Source organism: Deinococcus budaensis (assembly GCF_014201885.1).
Taxonomy (GTDB): domain Bacteria; phylum Deinococcota; class Deinococci; order Deinococcales; family Deinococcaceae; genus Deinococcus; species Deinococcus budaensis.
Genome location: NZ_JACHFN010000010.1, coordinates 1 through 17,845, shown reverse-complemented (window position 1 = coordinate 17,845; position 17,845 = coordinate 1). Strand labels below are relative to the sequence as shown.

At 71.7% G+C, this 17,845-nt stretch carries 15 protein-coding genes; 4 read left to right on the top strand and 11 right to left on the bottom strand.

The genetic code is table 11. The features are described from left to right. From cas5c to HNQ09_RS18955, 4 genes are read right to left on the bottom strand one after another with little or no spacing between them, the layout of a single operon-like run. Positions 1–699: a type I-C CRISPR-associated protein Cas5c gene (cas5c, locus tag HNQ09_RS13000; RefSeq protein ID WP_184030046.1), complete on the bottom strand. Its 699-nt coding sequence runs from the start codon at positions 697–699 to the stop codon at positions 1–3. 25 nt (positions 700–724) lie between these two features. Continuing rightward, positions 725–3,061: a CRISPR-associated endonuclease Cas3'' gene (locus HNQ09_RS12995; protein ID WP_184030043.1), complete on the bottom strand. Its 2,337-nt coding sequence runs from the start codon at positions 3,059–3,061 to the stop codon at positions 725–727. After that, positions 3,058–4,107 carry a helix-turn-helix transcriptional regulator gene (locus HNQ09_RS12990; protein ID WP_184030041.1) on the bottom strand — a complete coding sequence of 350 codons (1,050 nt, stop codon included), beginning with the start codon at positions 4,105–4,107 and terminating at the stop codon, positions 3,058–3,060. Before HNQ09_RS12990 ends, HNQ09_RS12995 begins: the two co-directional genes overlap by 4 nt. A gap of 59 nt (positions 4,108–4,166) precedes the next feature. Then, complete coding sequence (locus tag HNQ09_RS18955) at positions 4,167–5,765, bottom strand: tetratricopeptide repeat protein (protein WP_184030039.1); 1,599 nt, start codon at positions 5,763–5,765, stop codon at positions 4,167–4,169. 983 nt (positions 5,766–6,748) lie between these two features. Between HNQ09_RS18955 and ychF the strand changes: the two genes are divergently transcribed. Both ychF and HNQ09_RS12975 read left to right on the top strand, forming a co-directional pair. Then, complete coding sequence (ychF, locus tag HNQ09_RS12980; protein ID WP_184030037.1) at positions 6,749–7,846, top strand: redox-regulated ATPase YchF; 1,098 nt, start codon at positions 6,749–6,751, stop codon at positions 7,844–7,846. 134 nt (positions 7,847–7,980) lie between these two features. Then, positions 7,981–8,559 (top strand): antibiotic biosynthesis monooxygenase, encoded by a 579-nt coding sequence (locus tag HNQ09_RS12975; RefSeq protein ID WP_184030035.1) that lies wholly within the window; start codon positions 7,981–7,983, stop codon positions 8,557–8,559. 80 nt (positions 8,560–8,639) lie between these two features. Here the strand turns inward: HNQ09_RS12975 and HNQ09_RS12970 are convergent, their stop codons facing one another. From HNQ09_RS12970 to HNQ09_RS12950, 5 genes are all read right to left on the bottom strand, one after another. After that, on the bottom strand, positions 8,640–9,764 hold the full coding sequence (locus HNQ09_RS12970) for an FtsW/RodA/SpoVE family cell cycle protein (RefSeq protein WP_184030033.1): 1,125 nt from the start codon (positions 9,762–9,764) through the stop codon (positions 8,640–8,642). Continuing rightward, positions 9,761–11,110, bottom strand: a complete 1,350-nt coding sequence (murD, locus tag HNQ09_RS12965) for a UDP-N-acetylmuramoyl-L-alanine--D-glutamate ligase (protein WP_343057798.1) — start codon at positions 11,108–11,110, stop codon at positions 9,761–9,763. Before murD ends, HNQ09_RS12970 begins: the two co-directional genes overlap by 4 nt. A gap of 111 nt (positions 11,111–11,221) precedes the next feature. After that, on the bottom strand, positions 11,222–12,625 hold the full coding sequence (gene trmFO / locus HNQ09_RS12960; RefSeq protein ID WP_184030029.1) for a methylenetetrahydrofolate--tRNA-(uracil(54)-C(5))-methyltransferase (FADH(2)-oxidizing) TrmFO: 1,404 nt from the start codon (positions 12,623–12,625) through the stop codon (positions 11,222–11,224). Between the two features lie 76 nt (positions 12,626–12,701). Then, on the bottom strand, positions 12,702–13,490 hold the full coding sequence (locus tag HNQ09_RS12955) for a YdcF family protein (protein ID WP_184030027.1): 789 nt from the start codon (positions 13,488–13,490) through the stop codon (positions 12,702–12,704). Positions 13,491–13,605: 115 nt separating this feature from the next. After that, positions 13,606–14,721 carry a mechanosensitive ion channel domain-containing protein gene (locus HNQ09_RS12950; protein WP_184030024.1) on the bottom strand — a complete coding sequence of 372 codons (1,116 nt, stop codon included), beginning with the start codon at positions 14,719–14,721 and terminating at the stop codon, positions 13,606–13,608. A gap of 73 nt (positions 14,722–14,794) precedes the next feature. On the opposite strand from HNQ09_RS12950, the gene HNQ09_RS12945 reads away from it, so the two are divergent. Beyond that, positions 14,795–15,430, top strand: a complete 636-nt coding sequence (locus HNQ09_RS12945) for a DUF305 domain-containing protein (protein WP_184030022.1) — start codon at positions 14,795–14,797, stop codon at positions 15,428–15,430. 70 nt (positions 15,431–15,500) lie between these two features. On the opposite strand, the gene HNQ09_RS12940 is transcribed toward HNQ09_RS12945, so the two are convergent. Both HNQ09_RS12940 and HNQ09_RS12935 read right to left on the bottom strand, forming a co-directional pair. Further along, a complete protein-coding gene (locus HNQ09_RS12940) occupies positions 15,501–15,806 on the bottom strand; it encodes a hypothetical protein (protein ID WP_184030019.1) in 306 nt (101 codons plus the stop codon). Positions 15,807–15,891: 85 nt separating this feature from the next. Next, positions 15,892–16,743 carry a GNAT family N-acetyltransferase gene (locus HNQ09_RS12935; protein ID WP_246363349.1) on the bottom strand — a complete coding sequence of 284 codons (852 nt, stop codon included), beginning with the start codon at positions 16,741–16,743 and terminating at the stop codon, positions 15,892–15,894. Between the two features lie 362 nt (positions 16,744–17,105). On the opposite strand from HNQ09_RS12935, the gene HNQ09_RS12930 reads away from it, so the two are divergent. Then, positions 17,106–17,744: a DUF4258 domain-containing protein gene (locus HNQ09_RS12930; RefSeq protein ID WP_184030015.1), complete on the top strand. Its 639-nt coding sequence runs from the start codon at positions 17,106–17,108 to the stop codon at positions 17,742–17,744. The last annotated feature ends 101 nt before the right edge of the window (positions 17,745–17,845 follow it).

Below are 17,845 nucleotides of genomic sequence, written 5' to 3'. Positions count from 1 at the left end.
TCAGTCCTCCTCGCCGTAGAGCTGGCGCGGCACATGCAGCACACCCGCTTGCAGCCGGGCGGGGAAGAAGGCGGGCGTGGCGTTCCCGCTGGTCCAGCGCGCCCCCTCGGACGTGTGGGTGCGGTACTTCAGGCGGCCTCCCTTCTGGTCCGGCGCCCCCGTAAAGCGCAGGTCGAACAGCATCCGGCCCAGGTCGTCGGTCAGGTCTATAGGCTGCTCGCTGCCGTCCGGCAGGTCGAAAAAGGCGGTGAACTCGCGCGTGCCCAGGTACGGCTGGTGAAAGGCCTGCCCCCGGCCCGCGCGGCGAGTGAACATCTCGCGGTACTTCTGCACAGGGTCGGAGGCGTGCGGCTTCAGAACGATATCGGCCCGGATCAGGTAAGCCACGTCGCGCAGGACGAGGGCGTGGCGCTGGGCGCGGTCCTCCTCGGCGAAGTAGCCGCCGCCGTTCGCTGCCCAACCCTTCGCAGCGCGTTCGGATGCCAGCGCGTTGACCTCGTTCCGCAGGATGCTGAAACGGCGGATGGGCTTCAGGACGTGAATCTCGCGCACGCGCCACGCGAACTCGGGTTTCCAGAACACGGCTTCCAGCACGCCCCGCGCCGCCGAGGGGGTCATCACGTCGTAGGAGACGCGCTCGACCTTGTTCTCGGGCCGGGTGAAACAGGCGTAGTCACCCCAGACTTTCAGTGTCAGCACATGGATGCTCCTTTCAGAAAACTCGTCAGAAGGACGTGAAAGCGTCGTCGCTGAACCCGGCGACGAGGCCGAGCTTGTCGTGGTACAGGGCGGTGGTCGGCCACTGGTAGATGACGGGCGGCTCCACCTCCAGCCGCCGGGCACGCTCAACCAGCTCAGGAACAGGAGTCAGAAACGACGACAGGGCTTTGGCCTGATGGGCATAGATGTTGACGGTGTACTGCTGAAGCCGCCTCCAGGCTTCAAGACGTTCCCCCTTGCTGCGGCTGTCCCTGATGGTGGCAAGCAGCCTATTTACTTTTTCTGACTCATATCCACGCACCACCACCGGCACGGTGTCGTCCGCGATCATGCGGTAAGCCTGCGCAACCCGCTCGAAATCCAGGCGTTCGTGGGCGGTTTGAAAGGGGATTCGGACGGTGCGGCCCGGTTCCTGAATCTCGATCTCGGGAGCACTTTTCACGTGCCTGTAAACCTGGTGAAAGTAAGAGGTAAAGATGTTCGGGTCGTGAAGGTTCTCGCCTTCCTCAACGACTGTGAGGGCCAGCCTCTCCCTCACCTGATAGTCGCCCCGGGGCAACTTGTGGTCCTCGGGGAGAAAGACGACGACCTGCCCGCTGTCCAGCTTTCCCTCGCGGTTACAGCGGCCCGCCGCCTGCACGATGGCTTCCAGCGGCCCGAACGCCCGGTAGACGCGCGGGAAATCCACGTCGATGCCCGCCTCGATCAGTTGGGTGCTCACCACCCGGCAGGGCAGCCCCGCGCTCAGGCGCTCGCGGATGGTGGCCAGCTCGCGCCCCCGGTGCGCGGGCGGCATGTTGGTCGAGAGGTGAAAGTGTTCGTCGGGATGGGCCGCGGGGTCGTCTCCCAGCAGGGCATACAGGTCGTGGGCGTGCTGACGGGTATTCACGATGCACAGGACCTGAGCGTGGGTGCCCAGTTCGTCGGCCAGCGCGGGCCAGGGGGTCGGCTCGGCGATACGGAACTCGTACTCCACCCGGCGCAGGGCGTCGAAATAGCGGGCCGCGCCCGGCACGAGGTCACGCACGCCCCGCAGGGCCGGAAAGCCCAGCCGTTCGTCCAGCGCGGGCTGGGTGGCGGTACACAGGACGACGCTGCATCCGGCGTACCGCACCAGGAAGCTCAGGGCGTCCAGCGTGGGGGTCAGCAGGTGGGCGGGGAGACTCTGGGCCTCGTCCAGCACGATCACGCTGCCCGAGACGTTGTGCAGCCGCCGCAACTGCGCGGTGCGGGTGCCGAACAGCGTCTCCTGAAAGAGACGCACGGTGGTCGTGACGACCACGGGCGCGTCCCAGTTCTCGGTGGCGAGGTCGGGGGCGCTGGTCTGCTTTTCCTGCCCCTCGGGCCGCTCCCTGACTTCCAGGTTGCTGTGGTGCTCCAGCACCTTAAACTCGCCTTCCCGCTCCAGCACGCTCCGGAAGACGCGCGCCGTCTGGTCGATGATGGTGGTGAAGGGCACGGCGTAGATCACGCGCCGCAGGCCATGCGTCTGCGCGTGCCCCAGCCCGAAGGCCAGCGAGGTCAGCGTCTTGCCGCCCCCGGTCGGCAGCGTGAGCCGGAAAAAGCCGGGGGGCAGGCTCGCCGCTTCCAGTGCCTGGGTATACATCTCCCGGCGCAGGGCGTTGATCGGCTGCGGGTCCCGCGCGTCCTGGGCGGCGAAGCGGGCCTGCTGGGCTTCCAGGCGGGCGAGCAGCGTTCCCATCTCGTCCTGCTCGGCCTCGTGGGCTTTGCGGAGAGCTGCCTTATCGGGGCTGCCGTGTTCCTCGGTGTCCAGGCGGTCGGCGTCCACCAGCGCCCCCAGCAGGAGCCGGATGAGGAAAGCGCGTTCGGTGCCTTCCAGGGGGAGGTCGGGCAGCTCGGCCTGCAACAGCTCGCCCAGCTCGGGGCAGTCCTGCACGGCGAGGTCGACCAGGGCGTCCACCTCGGCGGGGTCACTTTCGCCCAGACGGGCAGACAGCGCGTCCACGTCCCGCAGGCGTCCGTGGTGGTTGGCGATCACGAAGGGCAACTCGCTCGCCGTCTCCCGGTCCATCTCCAGCAGGCCCTGCATGAACTTCGCCCCCGCGTCGCTGTGAGGCACGGCCTTTTCGGCGTACTCCTGCGGCCTGCCCGCCTCGGGATTCCACCCCAGGCGGTGATGCTGGAAGTCCAGGCGGTACTTGCCCAGGTCGTGCAGCAGACCCGTGAGCCGGGCATAGACCGTCACGCCGGGCACGTTCAGGTACCGGACGTGGTGGGTCAGGCGCGCGGTCACGCCGTCCACATGGGCTTTGAGCGTCTGCCACTCCGGGTTCTGGGCGCTGGGGCTATGGCCCATATAGACGGGCACCGGGGAGGTCACGCCGCTCCCCCCGCTGGGAACTGGACCGGCTCGGTCTCGGCGCCCTCGGCAGCGGCGCGCAGTTCGCTTCGCCAGTGCTCGCGCAACTCGGGGGGACCCAGCACCTGCACGCGCGGTCCCCAGCCCAGAATCCAGGGCAGCAGTTCACGCGGCAGGCCAGTCGCGTCCACCGGGGCCTGGACGGTCGTGTCGATGGTGCCGTCGGGGTTGAGGTACGGCTCGCTGAGGTGCGCGTAGCCGCCCTCCAGGATGCGGTAGGCCGCGTCGTGGCGAAAGCGCAGGTGGACGGTCATGGTGGCGTTGCCCTGGGCGCCCACCACGCCCCAGGCCAGGTTCAAGAAGTCGCCCGGGACAAAGGAGGCGGGAACCGTGTAATTCTCGCCCCGCAGGACATGCAGGTTCTGCATCCGCGAGAGCTTGAAGGTCCGCACTGCCCGGTGGTACGTGGTTTCCAGACCGATCACGTACAGGTCGAGGTTGACCGGGTGCGCCTCGATCAGGTACGTCTCCACGATGTTGGTCCGCAGCCTGCCGCTGCCGCCCGGCTTGCGGTACTCGAAGCGCAGGGGGTGCCCGCCCGCCCACGCGCTGCCCACGTGTTCGAGGTTGAGGCTCTCGCGGCTGCGGCGCTTGCCGATGTCCTCCATGCCGCGCCGGGCGACCTCCTGCACGCGCCCGGGCAGCCAGCCGGTAAGCTGGCGCAGGGCCTCCTGGTGATGCAGCCGGTTGCCGGGGGCGCGGTGGTACAGCAGCCGGGCCGCCGCGTGCAGCGCGAGCAGGCTCACCGGATGCAGCGTGGTGCGGTGGGTGTCCAGCGTGTAGCGCGGCGGCCTGCCCGGCAGGCGACGGAAATCCTGCGGTTCCAGCCGCTCCAGCATCAGCAGGTCGCGCTGCAAGGCGCGCTCGATGCCGGGCCAGCCCTCGCCGCCGACGCTGGCCTGCGGAAACAGCCGCCCGGCCAGATCGCGGACCGTGAGGTGCCCCTCGCGCAGCAGCCCCGCGACCCGGAAAAGACGCTCGACCTGATGAAGCTCCGTGGATGCCATGTCCGCATGATGAAACCCGGGTGTCGCGCCCTTGTCGCGGTATCTGGCGCGCGCGCCAACTAGAGAGATCCGGTGAGTGCTGTTCGCTCAAGGCGCCAGTCGTGGACCCAGGGGTCGAAACGGCCCTCGCAAAAGAGGTCGGCCCGCTCCGGGGGCGGCGGGCGGTGGGTCCAGCGCAGGTCGGGCGAGAGGCTGACCGTATTGCCGGTCGCCTGCACGGCCTGCGGCCAGCCCAGCACCGCGCGCAGCGAGGCGACGGCGCGGCTGAGTTCCTTGCGCCGGGCGTTCTCGCTCTGGCCGGGTAGGTCCAGGGCGTCTTGCAGGCGCTCGCGGCCCAGGTGGCCGCCCTGGCTGACCAGCAGGGCCAGCAGGGCGGCCTCGGGCCTCGACGGGCGCAGGGGCAAGGGCTGGCCGTGCATGGTGACGCTGACCGGGCCGTCGGTGCTGACCACGGCCTCCCAGGCGGGCAACTGCGGCGCCTGCACACCGATCAAGCCCAGCAGCGCCGGAAAGAGCCGCGCGTGTTCCTGCGCCCAGAGGGGCCTGGGGGCCAGGGCTTCCAGCGCGGCGCGTGCCCTGGCCTCCTGCCCCTCGCGGCGCAGCAGCTCGGCGCGCACCACCTCGGCCAGCAGATGGTCGTCTTGCCGCAGCGCTCCGGCCCGGGCCAGCGCCTCCCGCGCGCCCACCGGGTCGCCCAGCAGGGCGCGCAGCGCGGCCACCTCCACGAAGAGGCGGTGGGGAGGACCGCCCGGCTCCAGCGCCCCCGCCTGCCCCGCCGCGTCGTACATCACGGCCAGGGCCTCGTCCACCCGGCCCCACAGCGCCAGGGTCCGCGCCTCCCCGGTGAGGGCGACCACCCGGTCCTCGGCGCGGACCGCGAGGCGCGCGGCCTCCTGAAAGGCGTGGCGAGCACGCGGATACTCGCCGTGGCCCCGGTAGACCCCGCCCAGGCCCAGCTGCACGGCGACGAGATGCTGCCCGGTCGTCTCCTTGCGGGCGGCCACCTGCGCCCGCGCGAGCGCCCGCTCTGCCCCGGCCAGGTCGCCCAGCCGCAGGCACACGATGCCCAGACTCGACCACGCAAAGGCCGCCCCCCACAGGTCGCCCCCCAGTTCGGCCGCCGCCGCTGCGAATTCCGGCCGGGCCGCCACGTCGTCACTCACCGAGGTCAGGGCCACCGCGTAGTCGAGCTGAACCAGCGCCCGGTCGCGCCCCCGGGCCGCCTGAAGCGCGGCGGCGTAGGCCTCGTGCCAGCCGGGCGCCCCGCTGCGCAGCAGGGCCTGCGCCCGGTACCGCGCCGCGACCGCCGGGTCTGGCCCCTGCATCCCCGCCTGCGCCCACGGCAGCGCCTCGGCCGGGCGGCCCTCGGTGCAGGCGAGAAAGGCCCGGAACGCTTCCAGGCCCTCCGGTTGACTTGCCAGCACCGCCCTGAGCAGCGGCAGGTCCGCCGCGCGGTAGGCCGCCCAGGCCAGCGCCCGCGCCCAGCCAGGTTCGGTCCACAACCGGGTCGGCACCTCCCACGCCACCCGGCCCAGCAACGTCCCGTCCGAACGCGACCGGACCGCCTGCGCCCCGGCTTGCAGGTGCAGCCGCGCGGCTTCCCACGCCCCCGCAGCCAGCAGGCTCTGAAGGTGCGCGGCCAGCTCCGGCGTTCTCACGGCGCACGTCCCTGCACATCGGGCCTGGGGACGGTGGGCGCCGCAGTGCCGGGGCGCGGGCCTGCCTCCTGGCGTTGCGGAGGCCCGGACCTGCACCCGGCGCGGTGGTTGTCGGCCTTCACCCCCCGATTGTAGAAGCCGGCGCGGCGAGAGGCCGCCTGGGGCCGCGCCGCCTAGCCACCGACGGGCCAGATCACCTCGTTGAGCGGACGTTCTTCCCCGGATCCCCCGGCCAGTGCCCCCGGGGTCGGGGGCCATCCTGCACCCAGGATCAGCAGCACCAGCAACACCCATTTGCCCATCGCACCCTCCATGCCAGGCACGGAAAAATCCGCCCTGGGACGCTGTGAACGCGACCGCCGCGTTCTGGGCCGGAGCATGGGGGGCCAGCCCGACACCTCATGTCGGCGTCGGGAACGTGCGCGAAGGCCCGGCGACCTGAACTTCGCCGGGCGATCCGCGCGAGGCGCCAAAGGCTGTTTTGCGCGGCAAAAGCCTTGAGGCGAGGCCGCAGGTGGTGAGGGCCGCGCCCCCGTCAGCGAGTGGGTTCGCGCCTCGCGGCCATCAGGTTGCGTGCCACACGCGAAACAAGCACACTACCGTTGCAGCCTGCCTTCGGGTGGGCTGGGGATTGAAACACGACCCTGGCCCGGACTTTTGACAGGCTTCGCCCGTTGCAGCCTGCCTTCGGGTGGGCTGGGGATTGAAACCTCCTCCAGTCCCCACGCCTCATCAGGCCGCAGAGTTGCAGCCTGCCTTCGGGTGGGCTGGGGATTGAAACCTGCGGCGCTCGGGCATACGGCTGGGCAGCATCAAGGTTGCAGCCTGCCTTCGGGTGGGGATTGAAACTCCTCAGGGTGGGCTTTGACCTCGCTGGGGCTGCTTGTTCCGGAGGCACCCACCCGCGCCTCCCTCCCCCCCATCCCGTACACTGGCGGAGTTGCCGCGCCGCACCGGAAGCCGAGCGCGGAAAGAGGTGGAGTATGGGCCTGGGAATTGGAATCGTTGGCTTGCCCAACGTCGGAAAAAGCACGCTGTTCAACGCCATCACGCGCGCGGGGGCGCTCGCCGCGAACTATCCTTTCGCCACCATCGAACCCAACGTGGGGCGGGTCACGGTGCCCGACGAGCGCCTCACGGCCCTGGCCAGGGTCTTTACCAAGGGCGAGCGGGTGCCGCCGATCATCCCCACCTTCGTCGAGTTCGTGGACATCGCCGGGCTGGTCAAGGGCGCCTCGCAGGGTGAGGGCCTGGGCAACCAGTTTCTCGCCAACATCCGCGAGGTGGACGCCATCGCCCACGTCGTGCGGTGCTTCGAGGACCCCAACGTGGTTCACGTGGCCGGGCAGGTGGACCCCCTGGACGACATCGAGACGATCAACACCGAGCTGATCCTGGCCGACCTCGCCGGGCTGGAAAAGCGTCTCACCAACCTCCAGAAAAAGGCCAAGGGCGGCGACAAGGACGCCCGCGAGCAGGCCGAACTGGCCGAGCAGCTGCTGGCCGTGCTGGGCGAGGGCAAACCCGCCCGCGCCGGAAGCTACGCGGCCCCTATCCCCAAGGATTTCGGCCTGATCACCACCAAGCCCGTGATCTACGTGGCGAACGTGGGCGAGGACGACTTGCAAGAGGACAACGAGTTCGTGCGCCGGGTGCGCGAGTACGCCGCGCAGGAGGGCGCGCAGGTCGTCAAGATCAGCGCCCAGATCGAGGGCGAACTTGCCGAGATGCCCGAAGACGAGGCGCGCGAATTTCTCGCGGACCTCGGCGTGCAGGAAAGCGGCCTCGACCAGCTGGTCAAGGTCGGGTACGAGACGCTGGGGCTGATCACCTTCATCACCTCGGGCGAGAAGGAGGTCCGTGCCTGGACCATCCGCCGGGGCGAGAAGGCGCCCGAGGCCGCCGGGGAGATCCACTCGGACCTCGAACGGGGCTTTATCCGCGCCGAAGTGATCGAGTGGCAGAAGATGGTCGAGGCCGGAGGCTGGGCCGCCGCCAAGGCCAAGGGCTGGGTCCGCACCGAGGGCAAGGAGTACGTCATGGCGGACGGCGACATCATGAACGTGCTGCACAGCAGCTGAGCGCCTGAACGCTGGAGCGGAGAGCCGGGGGGAAGAAGGCCGACCCCCCCGGCTCTCCGTCACGTTTCCGGGGGCAGCGCGCACCCGGCGGCCGGTTTTCTCCTCCCGGCCCGCCGCGCTACAGTGTCCGCTCCATGACGGACCTCTCCCCCGCTCCTGCCCCCCCCACGCCCCCGGACGGCACCACGCTGGTGGTCACCGAACTCGTGCGGCGCTCAAGGGTCCCGCAGTACGAGGCCTGGGCGCGCGAGCTGCACGCCACGCTGGCGCGGCAGCCGGGTTTCGTGGGGGTGCACGTGCTGCGCGGCGAGAGCGCGGGCGGGCCGGAATACGTGACGCTGCTGCGTTTCGCGTCGCCGGAAGCCCTGGCCCGCTGGCGCGCCTCGCCCGAGTACGCCTCGGCGCTGGCCCGGCTGCCCGAGTTCACGGCGGCCGAGGTGGATTACCGGGAGGCGGCGGGCCTCGAAGCGTGGTTCGACCGCCCCACCCGCGCGGCCCCCGCGCCGCCCTTCTGGAAAAACGTGGTGGTCGGGGTGGTCGGCGTCTATCCGCTGATTCTGGTGTTCAGCCTGCTGTTCGGGCCGTTCACGCGGGAGTGGCCCTGGTATCTGGCGATCCTGTCCACGGTCATTCCCGCCACCATCTTTCTGAACTGGCCGGTGTTGCCGCTGCTCTCGCGCTGGTGGCGGCGCTGGCTGTACCCGGAGAGGTAAGACCCGGAGAGGTAAAGGCCGCGCCAAAAGTCCTGGCCCCGGCGCGCGTTCGCCGGGGCCAGGGTGAGGGGAGGGGCGGGTCAGTCGGTCGCCACCCGGCCGGAAACCGGCATCAGGTCGGGCGCCGCCTCCCCGGCGGGAAGCTGGGAGCGCACCTCGCGCATGGCGCTGTGGATGACGCCCAGGGCCAGACTCATGGTGAGCATGGAGGAAAAGCCGTAGCTCACCAGGGGCAGCGGCACGCCGGTCACCGGAAAGAGGCCCGCCGCCACGGCGAGGTTGACAAAGGCCTGCCCGACGACCATGAACATCGCGCCGGTCGCCAGGATGGTCGCGCCGTGAATCTCGGCGGTCATGGGCCGCACGCGGGTGGCGAGCTGCGAGACCTGAAGGGCGGTGGACACGATCAGCCAGTAGGCAAACAGCAGCATGGCGACGCCCAGCAGCCCGGTCGAGAAGCCCACCGACGCCACGATCATGTCGGTGTGCGCCGCGAAGTACTGGTAGCGCGGGCCGTCGGGACCCTGGCCCCACAGCCCGCCGAAATTCAGGTCGCGGTGCGCCATGCCGATCTGGTCGAGGCCCACCTCCAGGGTCTCGCCCCGGTTCACGTGCCCGAAAAAGCGTTCGAGAATGTAGCTGTGGGTCTCCAGGTAGCGGCCCACGAAGGGAATGGCGATCAATCCCAGCGCGAGCAGAAAGCCGCTGATGTTGGTGATGCGGACCCCTGCGGCGTACATCAGGATCAGGCCCAGCCCGAAGGTCAGCACCGAGGTGCCCAGGTCGGGTTCGAGCAGGATCAGCCCGGTCGTGACCACGATCATCCCGGTGGCGCTGATCAATTTATGCTGCACGCCCCGGCGCGAGAAAAAGGACGCCAGTTGCAGCACCAGCCCCAGCTTGGCGAGTTCGGACGGCTGAAAGCGCAGCGGGCCGAATTCCAGCCAGCGCTTGACCCCCTCGCTGCCCGCCGCCCCCTGCCCGATAAAGAGGGTCAGCACCAGCAGCGCCAGCGTGAGGCCCCAGAAGTACGGCGCAATTTTCAAAAAGGCTTTGGGCCGCAGCCGGGCCACCAGAAAGGTCACCAGCAGCGCCAGCAGCGCCTTGCTGCCGTGGTCCAGGATCTTTTCCGGCGCGGCGGTGGCGACCCCGATCAGCCCCAGCGTGAGCAGCAGCACCTGCGCGATGACGAGTTGCAGGCTCATACCTTCACCTCCGGAGCGGGCTGCCCGGCGAGGGGCGGCGCCGCCAGCGCGCGGGCCGCGCGGGCAAAGCTCTCGCCGCGCGCCCGGTAGTCGCGGAACAGGTCGAAGCTCGTGCCGATGGGGGCCAGCAGCACCGTGCCCGCGCCGCCGGGGCCGCCCAGCGCCTCCAGCCCGGCGCAGGCGGCAGCGTGCATCACCGCGTCGGGGTCGGCGCCCGTTACCGTCGCATACGGCAGCTCCAGGCCCCGCGCGAGCGCCTCGCCGTCCTCCCCGAAAGCGATCACGCGGGTCACCCGGCCCCGCGCGGCCTCACGCAAGGGGGCGAGGTCGGCCCCCTTGTCGCGCCCGCCGACCAGCCAGGCGACCGGGGCCACCGAGCGGGTCAGCGCCGCCTCGACCGCCAGGGTCCGGGTGGCGATGGAGTCGTCCACGAAGCGCACGCCCCCCACCCGCGCGACCGTCTCGAAGCGTCCGGCGACCGGGCGGGCGGCCCTGAGCGCCCCGGCGAGCGCGCCCGGGTCCAGCGGGCGCCCCAGCCGCGAGAGCAGCGCCTCCACGGCGAGCACGGCGGCGGCAGCGTTGGCGGGGTGAATTCCTTCGGGCAGCTCGGCGGCGGGCAGCACCTCCTGGCCGTCCGCCAGGGCGACGCGGTCAGGCTGGAAGGGCCGCACCTGCGCCCGGGTGGGCACCGTCAGCCCCGCCGGGACCACCAGCACGTCTTCCGCCGTCTGGCCCGCCGTGATGTTCAGCTTGGCGGCGTGATAGGCCTCCACCGTGCGGTGACGGTCGAGGTGGTCCACGCCCAGGTTGGTGATCACCGCCACCGGCAGGCGCAGGCCCGGCACCCGCTCCAGCTGGAAGCTCGACAGCTCGGCCACCGCCACCTCGGCCCGGTCCACCACATCGAGCAGCGGCGGGTCGATGTTGCCGCCCTCCAGCGCCCGGACCCCGCAGGCCCGCAGCAACTCGGCAATGAGGACGGTGGTGCCGCCCTTGCCTGCCGTCCCCGTCACCCCGACCAGCGGCAGCCCGGGGCGCGCGCGGGCCGCCAGGACCACCTCACCGACGATCTCGGCGCCGCGCGCCGCCAGCGCCCGCAGGTCGGGATGGTCGATGGGCACGCCCGGCGCCGCGACGACCGTGCGGTAGGTCCCGTCCACACCGCCGCGCGCAAAGCCCAGCTCCGCCATCAACGCCCCGTCCTCGGCCCCCGGCTGGGCGTCGTGCCACTCGGCGGCCACCCCCTCGCGGGCCAGGAACCGGGCCACCCCGCGCCCGCTGCGCCCCAGCCCGTAGATCAGCACCCCGCGCCCCCCGCTCCCCGCTCCCCCACTCGGCTCTGTCACGCCCCCAACCATACGGGAATGCGCGGGCCAGGGGCTGAAAAGCCCGGCGGGACCGCACCGAACCCGGCCCGCTTCCAGAAGCCGGACGGGCGCGGGGTCAGCGTACGGAGGTCAGCGCAAGACGGGCACCTCGTCCGCCGCGTGCTCGGGTACGGCCGGCGGCGTCACCGGCAGGCCCGCCTCGTCCTGCGCCCAGGCCATAAACGCGCTCAGGCCCCGGCGGAACATCGGCGGCCGTTTCTCGCGCTTGCCCAGCTTGCGAACCTTGCCGCTTGGCCCCGGCTCCGGCGCGGGCAGCTCGGGGACCAGCGCCCAGTTCACGTTCATAGGTTGGAAGCCCTGCGGGTTGGCGGAAGCGAGGTAGCGCACCAGGCCGCCCAGCATCGACTCGGCGGGCGGGGTCAGGGGCGCCAGACCCAGGGCCAGCCGCGCGGCGTTGGTGCCTGCCAGCCAGCCGGTCGCCGCCGATTCGAGGTAGCCCTCGGTCCCGGCCAGCACGCCCGCGACGAACTTCGCAGGGTCGGCGCGCAGGGCCAGGGTGGCGTCGAGCACCTCGGGCGCGTTGAGGTAGGTGTTGCGGTGCATCACCCCGTAGCGGACGATCTCGGCGTTTTCCAGCCCCGGAATCAGGGAGACGACCGCCTTCTGGTCGCCCCACTTCAGGCCGGTCTGAAAGCCGACCAGCGACCACATCCGGCCTTCCCGGTCCTCCTGGCGCAGCTGGGCGACCGCGTAGGGCCAGCGCCCGGTGCGCGGGTCGTCCAGGCCCTTGGGCGACATCGGGCCGAAGCGCGGCGTGTCCACGCCCCGGCGCGCGATCTCCTCGATGGGCATGCAGCCCTCGAAAAATTCGAGCTTCTCCCAGTCGTGCGGCGTGTGCGCCCGGGCCTGCTCCAGCGCCGCGAAAAAGGCCAGGTACTCGTCTTTGGTAAAGGGGCAGTTGATGTAGTCCGCACTCTGGTCGTAGCGCCCGGCCCGCCAGGCCTTGTCCAGGTCGATGCTCTCGAAGGCGATCACGGGCGCGGCGGCGTCGTAGAAGCTCAATCTCTCGCTGCCGGTGAGCCGGGCGAGGTCGGCGGCGAGCGCGTCCGAGGTCAGCGGCCCGGAGGCGATCACGGCGATGCCCTCAGGCACGGCCTCGACCTCGCCCCCGACCACCTCGATCAGGGGGTGCCCCCGCACGGCGCGGGTCACGCGGGCGCTGAACTCGTCGCGGTCCACGGCCAGGGCGTTGCCTGCCGGAACCCGGCTCTGATCGGCGGCGCCCACGATGGCCCCCCCGACCGAGCGCAGTTCGGCCTGGAGGAGGCCCTTGGACTGCATCTCGCCCTCGCCGCCGAGGCTGGTCGAGCAGACGAGTTCGGCAAAGTTCCCGGTCCGGTGCGCCGGGGTCATCTTCACGGGGCGCATCTCAAAGAGGCGCACCCGCACGCCCAGGCGGGCCGCCGCCAGCGCCGCCTCCGACCCCGCCAGCCCTGCGCCGACTACCGTGATTGCCGCTTCTGATGCGCTCATCGGGGGGCAGTGTAGGGGAAGGGCGGGGAGCGGTTTGTGGTGAGTGGAGAAGAACCGGCCCCCGCCCACTGACCCCTCACCTCTCCGGCGTGCCCCCCAGCGCCGCCTTCACCCGGCTCAGGCCCTCGTAGAGCAGCACCCGCGCGGCGGCGAGGCGGTCGTGGGGCAGCGGCAGCGTGGCGTCGAACCGCGTCTCCCCGGCGGGCACGCTGAGCACCGTCAGGCCCGGCGCCGTGACCGCGAGCAGGCGGGCGGCGCGGCGCGAGTGGCTGGGCGAGGTGACCAGCAGGACGCGGGTCCAGCCGCGCGTGCGGGCGAGGTCGCGGACCCGGGCGGCCTCGTCGCGGGTGGTGGTGACCCGGCGCAGGGTGAGGACCTCGGGACCCCCCTGCGGGTACAGCGCCCGGATGTGGGCGCGCTGCACCTCGCTGAGCTTCACGCAGTCTGGAGGCCCCAGCAGGCCCGACTGTTCGGAGACCGTCAGAGTGGGCGCGTACCCGGCCCGCCACAGCTCCAGCCCGCGCACCAGCCGCGCCAGGCTGTGCGTGTCCAGCGTGCGGGTCCCGCACTGCACCCCGGCCCCCAGCACCACGATGGCGTCGGCGCGGGCGGGCGGCTGCGCCAGCGTCAAGGCCGCCAGGGGCGCGCGCAAGGCGGGCGTGAGCAGCGCGGCGGCGAGCAGGGCGGCGGCCAGTCCCGAACCGGCGGCCAGCACGCGGCGCGTCCGCAGGGAGGCGCCCAGTCCCGCCCCCAGGCCGATCAAGGCGAGCAGCAGCGCCGGGGTGGCCCGCACCTCGCCCAGCAGGGCGGCGAGGACGGCCCAGGCGCAGCCCAGCGCGGCGCCCTGCACGGCTCCGGAGAACATGCCGCGCCCGCCGGAAGGGCGCCGGGGGGGCCTGGGGGTCGCGGTGTCCGTCTCTCCTCCCGCCTGCTCGGTCGGCAAGATGCCTGCATCCGTCGGGGCAGGTTCGGCCTTCAGTTCAGCCCCCCGCACGCGGCCCCGCCTCTTCCCCGGGAGGCCCGAGCTGCACGCGCATCTGGGGGTAGGGCACCTCCAGCCCCGCCGCCGTCAGCGCCTCGCGGGCGGCCTCCAGTACCCCCATGCGGGTCACGGGATAGCCCGCCACACCCTGGGCGTCCACCCAGAAGCGCAGCAGCAAGCGCACGCGGCTTTCCTCCAGCTCCTCGACCAGAACCTGGGGGGCGGGGTCGGGCAGCACGCCGGGAAAGTTGCCCAGCACCGGCAGCAGCGCCGCGCGGGCCTGCGCCACGTCGTCGCGGTAGGAGAGGCCCACCTTCACGCTGACGCGCAGGGTGCCGCCCTTGCTGAGGTTTTCCACGACCGCGCCCGCCACGTCCTTGTTGGGGATGCTGACATGCTCGTTGTCGCGGGTGCGGATGCGGGTGGTCCGCAGGGTCAGGCGGGTGACCTGGCCCTCGTGGTCCTGGGTGCGAATCCAGTCCCCGATGCGAAAGGGCCGGTCGAGCAGCAGGGTCACGCCGCTGATCAGGTTGGCCAGGATGTCCTGCGCCGCGAAGCCCACCGCCAGCCCGACCACGCCCAGCCCGCCCAGGATGGGCAGCAGGTTGATGCCGAACTGCGCCGAGACGAGGTACACGCCCAGCAGCACCCAGACGGTGCGGACGGCGTTGTACAGCAGCACGCTCAGGCTGGCGTCCAGCTCCCAGTGATCGGCCTGCACGTGCAAGAAGCGCACGATCACGCCCCACCCCACGTACAGCACCAGCAGCAGCAGGTACACCCGGAAGATGGCCGCGCTCCAGACGCTCAGCGGCTCGAACAGCGCCGTGATCGACAGCAGCACCAGCAGCGCGAAGGTCAGGCGCAGCACGGTCCGCAGCACCCGCCGCGCGATGGGGTGGACGTCCACGTGAATCAGGCGGCCCAGCAGCGCGAAGGCCACCCGCGACACCCCCACGAACAGCAGCGCGTACAGCAGGGTGAGGCCGGCGGCCAGCAGGGCGTTCGGGCCGTACTCGCCCGCCACGCCCTGCACGTCGCGCCAGGTCGTGAGCAGCGCGTCCCGCAGGGCGTCGAGGCCCAGCAGGCGCGAGGTGTTCACGTCCCCGGTCACGGGCGTCAGTCTAGCGGGGGCCAGCCTGCCCGCCCTGAATTCCTCTCACGCCCCGGCTCCCTATACTCCGGCCATGACCCGCCGCCCCGCATTGATCGCCGTGCTGGCGCTGGCCGCCGCCCTCCTGATCGCCGCCGCGCTGGCGCTGGCGCCCCGGCTGGGCACGCCCGGCGCGCAAAGCGTGGAGGTCCGCTTCGTGCGCGAGATGATCCAGCACCACGCCCAGGCGGTCGACATGGCGACCCGCATCCGCGACCGCTCCGAGGAGCGCACCCTGCGCAGCGTGGCGCTGGACATCCAGCTCTCGCAGCAAGAACAGATCGGGCAGATGCGCGGCTGGCTGACCCTCTGGAACCTGCCCTGGGGCGGCCCCGGCATGACCGCCGAGCACGCCCGCATGATGGGCATGGCGACCCCGGCGGAACTCAGTCGCCTGGACACCCTGCCCCCCGCCGACGCCGAGCGCCTTTTTTTGCAACTGATGATTCGCCACCACCAGGGCGCGCTGGCGATGGTCAAACCCGCGCTGGCGCCGGGCGTGCGCCCCGAGGTGCGGACCCTGGCCCGCCAGATCGACGCGGCCCAGGGGGGCGAGATCCGGCTGATGACCGCCATGCTCGCCGCGCGCGGGGCTGGGCCGCTGCCCGCCCCGGCAGCCGTGACCGGCGACCTGGACCACGCCGGGATGGAAGGCGAACACGCGCACTGAGGAGCAGAGAAAGGCGGGCCGGAAGGATTGATCTCTTCCGGCCCGCCCTTTTCTCTGCTGTTGCTGGCGCCTAACCCTCGTCGTCCCAGTCGCTGACCTTTCCGGCCCGGCGCTCGCGGCGGCGCTCGGTCTTGCCATTCTTTTTCTTCGGGCGGGGCGGCAGCAGCAAGTCGTAGGTGCGGCCCGGGTCGCAGGGGGCCGCCTGCTCACCCAGCCGCTCGCCGGGGTCGGCGGTGCGCAGGTTTCCGGCCGGGTGGACGTGGCGCCCGCCGCAGTAGGGACAGGCGTCCACCACCCAGAACATGAGCTGGGTGCCGGGCAGGTCCCGCAGGGTCACGAAGGCGGACTGGGGGCCGGAGCGGTCGCGTTTGCCCATGGGGCGAAGCTAACGCGCGGGGGCGGGGGGGATTGTGCCGCCCGCGCCCTCTCCCCCGGCTCGCCCTCCCTCGCCCCCGCTTCCCCTACGCCTCGCCTTCGGTGTCGTCGCGCAGGTAGGTCACGACCGCGCGGCAGTGGGTCAGGCCCGCGCGGGCGTACAGGGCGCGGGCGGCGCGGGCGTGGTCGTGGGCGCGGGCGCGCAGGTCGCGAATCTCGGGGTGGGCGGCGGCCTCGGCGGCGGCCAGGGCCAGCAGGATGCGGCCGTAGCCCTGCCCGCGCTCGGCGGGGTGGACCGCCAGGTAGGTCAGGTCGGCGCGCGAGGCCTCGGCGTTCAGCTCCAGTTCGGCAAAGCCCACCGGCTGCCCGCCGCGCGAGAGCACCACCAGTTCCACGTCGTCGCGGGCAAAATGGGCCTCGATCTCGGCGTCGGTCCAGTCCAGGCGGCCCGCCCAGCTCTCCTCGCTGGCGCGGTACAGGGCGCGGTAGGCCGCCGCCGCCAGCGTTCCGGCGACCGCGTGGTCCCCCGGCACCCGCGCCGCGCGGGCCAGCGCCGCCACCCGCGCCGTGTAAAAGTCGGTGGTGTGCATCGGCGTGAAGCCCTCGGCCTCCAGCGCCGCCCGCGCGGCGAGGTTGTCGCGGGCCGAAAAGGCGTAGATCGGCAGCCCGTCGGCGCGCTCGACCGCGCGGGCCAGCAGCCCGTGCAGGTCGCCGGTGCCCAGCGGGCCTTCCAGCGCCAGGCCGTCGCGGAAAGGGGCCAGCGCGCAGTAGCCGCGAATCTCGCCGTCCACCCCCTCGGCCACCAGGCAGACCCGGTCCTCGCACTCGCCCTGCAACTCAGCGGCCTCGCGGGCGTCGGGCGCGAAGACCTCGCGTTCGGGGGCGTCGTCCATCCAGTGGAGCAGGGCCAGCACGTCGGGCGCATCGGTCGCTTGCATGGGGCGGATCATGAAGGGCACCTCCGAAGTCGGGAGAGAGGCGAAGGGGGAAAGCCGCGCCGCGCCGCCCGGCAAAGCAAGCGGCCAGGCAAAAAGCAGCGCCCCCACCTGCAAAAACCTGGCTCCAGCGTAGGAAGGCGGCGGCCCCGGCGTCTGCCCGGCACGTCACCTCGCGCGCCGGCCCGCACGTGCTACACTCCGCCTATGCCCTGAACAGGGTACGCCGCCTCCTTTCCCCCAGAGACACGAAGCCGTGTCGCAGGGGACTTTTTCTTTTTGGAAAAGGGGGGAGCCGCGCCCGCGTACCTGCCCCCACCCCCACAAGAGAGAGCCGGGGAGGGGCATCCGATGGGAGGCCCGCCGTGACGAAAGCAGCCACGTCCAGCATCACCGACGACCGCCGCCAGCGCCGCCCCGCCGCGCAGGGCACCGACCTGCTGACCCTGCGTGCCCAGCTCGCCCGCGCCGAGAAAGAAGCCCGCCGCGCACCCACGCCCCTGCCGGCCCGGCCCGAGAACCTGCGCCTGAAGCCCGTGGCCCCCCAGCGCGAGGCCGACCTGGCGGGCGTGGACACCAGCGACCACTCGCTGGCCCGCGCCCACGCCCGGCTGCGCGACGCCGTGTACGGGGGCCACTACCACCTGTGTCCCCACGCGGTCGGCCACGCCCGCGCCGAGGGCTTTTTGGAACACGACATCATCCAGGTCCTGGTCGCCGGGCGGGTGCGCGCGGTCTACCCCGAGGACCGCCGCTGGCTGGTGTGCGGCTTTTTCGAGGCCTGCGGGGTGGCGCTCCCCCTACACGTGGTCGTCGAACATGCGCGGGACGGCCACCTCGACGTGGTCACCGCCTTCGTGCCCAAGCAGCCGCACCACATCCTCTCGCGCGCCCGACTCGCCGTGATGCTGCGCTATGACGACGAGAAGATCCGGACCCGCACCGCGACGCCGGGCAACAAGCCGGGAAACCGCAGCAAGGGGAAGTGGAAGAAGGGGGCGTAGGCTAGTGCTCTCTAGGGGTCAAAAGTCAGGGTGAGGTATGAGAAGTCGGCTCCTGTACGGTGTTTTCTGCGATGAAGAACACCCGGAGCCGACCCCCTCAA

Excerpts from the sequence above, each read along its gene's own strand:
- HNQ09_RS12935 (WP_246363349.1), bottom strand. The coding sequence starts at position 16,743 with ATGCAAGCGACCGATGCGCCCGACGTGCTGGCCCTGCTCCACTGGATG.
- trmFO (WP_184030029.1), bottom strand. The coding sequence starts at position 12,625 with ATGAGCGCATCAGAAGCGGCAATCACGGTAGTCGGCGCAGGGCTGGCG.
- HNQ09_RS12970 (WP_184030033.1), bottom strand. The coding sequence starts at position 9,764 with ATGAGCCTGCAACTCGTCATCGCGCAGGTGCTGCTGCTCACGCTGGGG.
- HNQ09_RS12955 (WP_184030027.1), bottom strand. The coding sequence starts at position 13,490 with ATGTTCTCCGGAGCCGTGCAGGGCGCCGCGCTGGGCTGCGCCTGGGCC.
- ychF (WP_184030037.1), top strand. The coding sequence starts at position 6,749 with ATGGGCCTGGGAATTGGAATCGTTGGCTTGCCCAACGTCGGAAAAAGC.
- HNQ09_RS12940 (WP_184030019.1), bottom strand. The coding sequence starts at position 15,806 with ATGGGCAAACGCGACCGCTCCGGCCCCCAGTCCGCCTTCGTGACCCTG.
- HNQ09_RS12975 (WP_184030035.1), top strand. The coding sequence starts at position 7,981 with ATGACGGACCTCTCCCCCGCTCCTGCCCCCCCCACGCCCCCGGACGGC.
- HNQ09_RS12945 (WP_184030022.1), top strand. The coding sequence starts at position 14,795 with ATGACCCGCCGCCCCGCATTGATCGCCGTGCTGGCGCTGGCCGCCGCC.
- HNQ09_RS12990 (WP_184030041.1), bottom strand. The coding sequence starts at position 4,107 with ATGGCATCCACGGAGCTTCATCAGGTCGAGCGTCTTTTCCGGGTCGCG.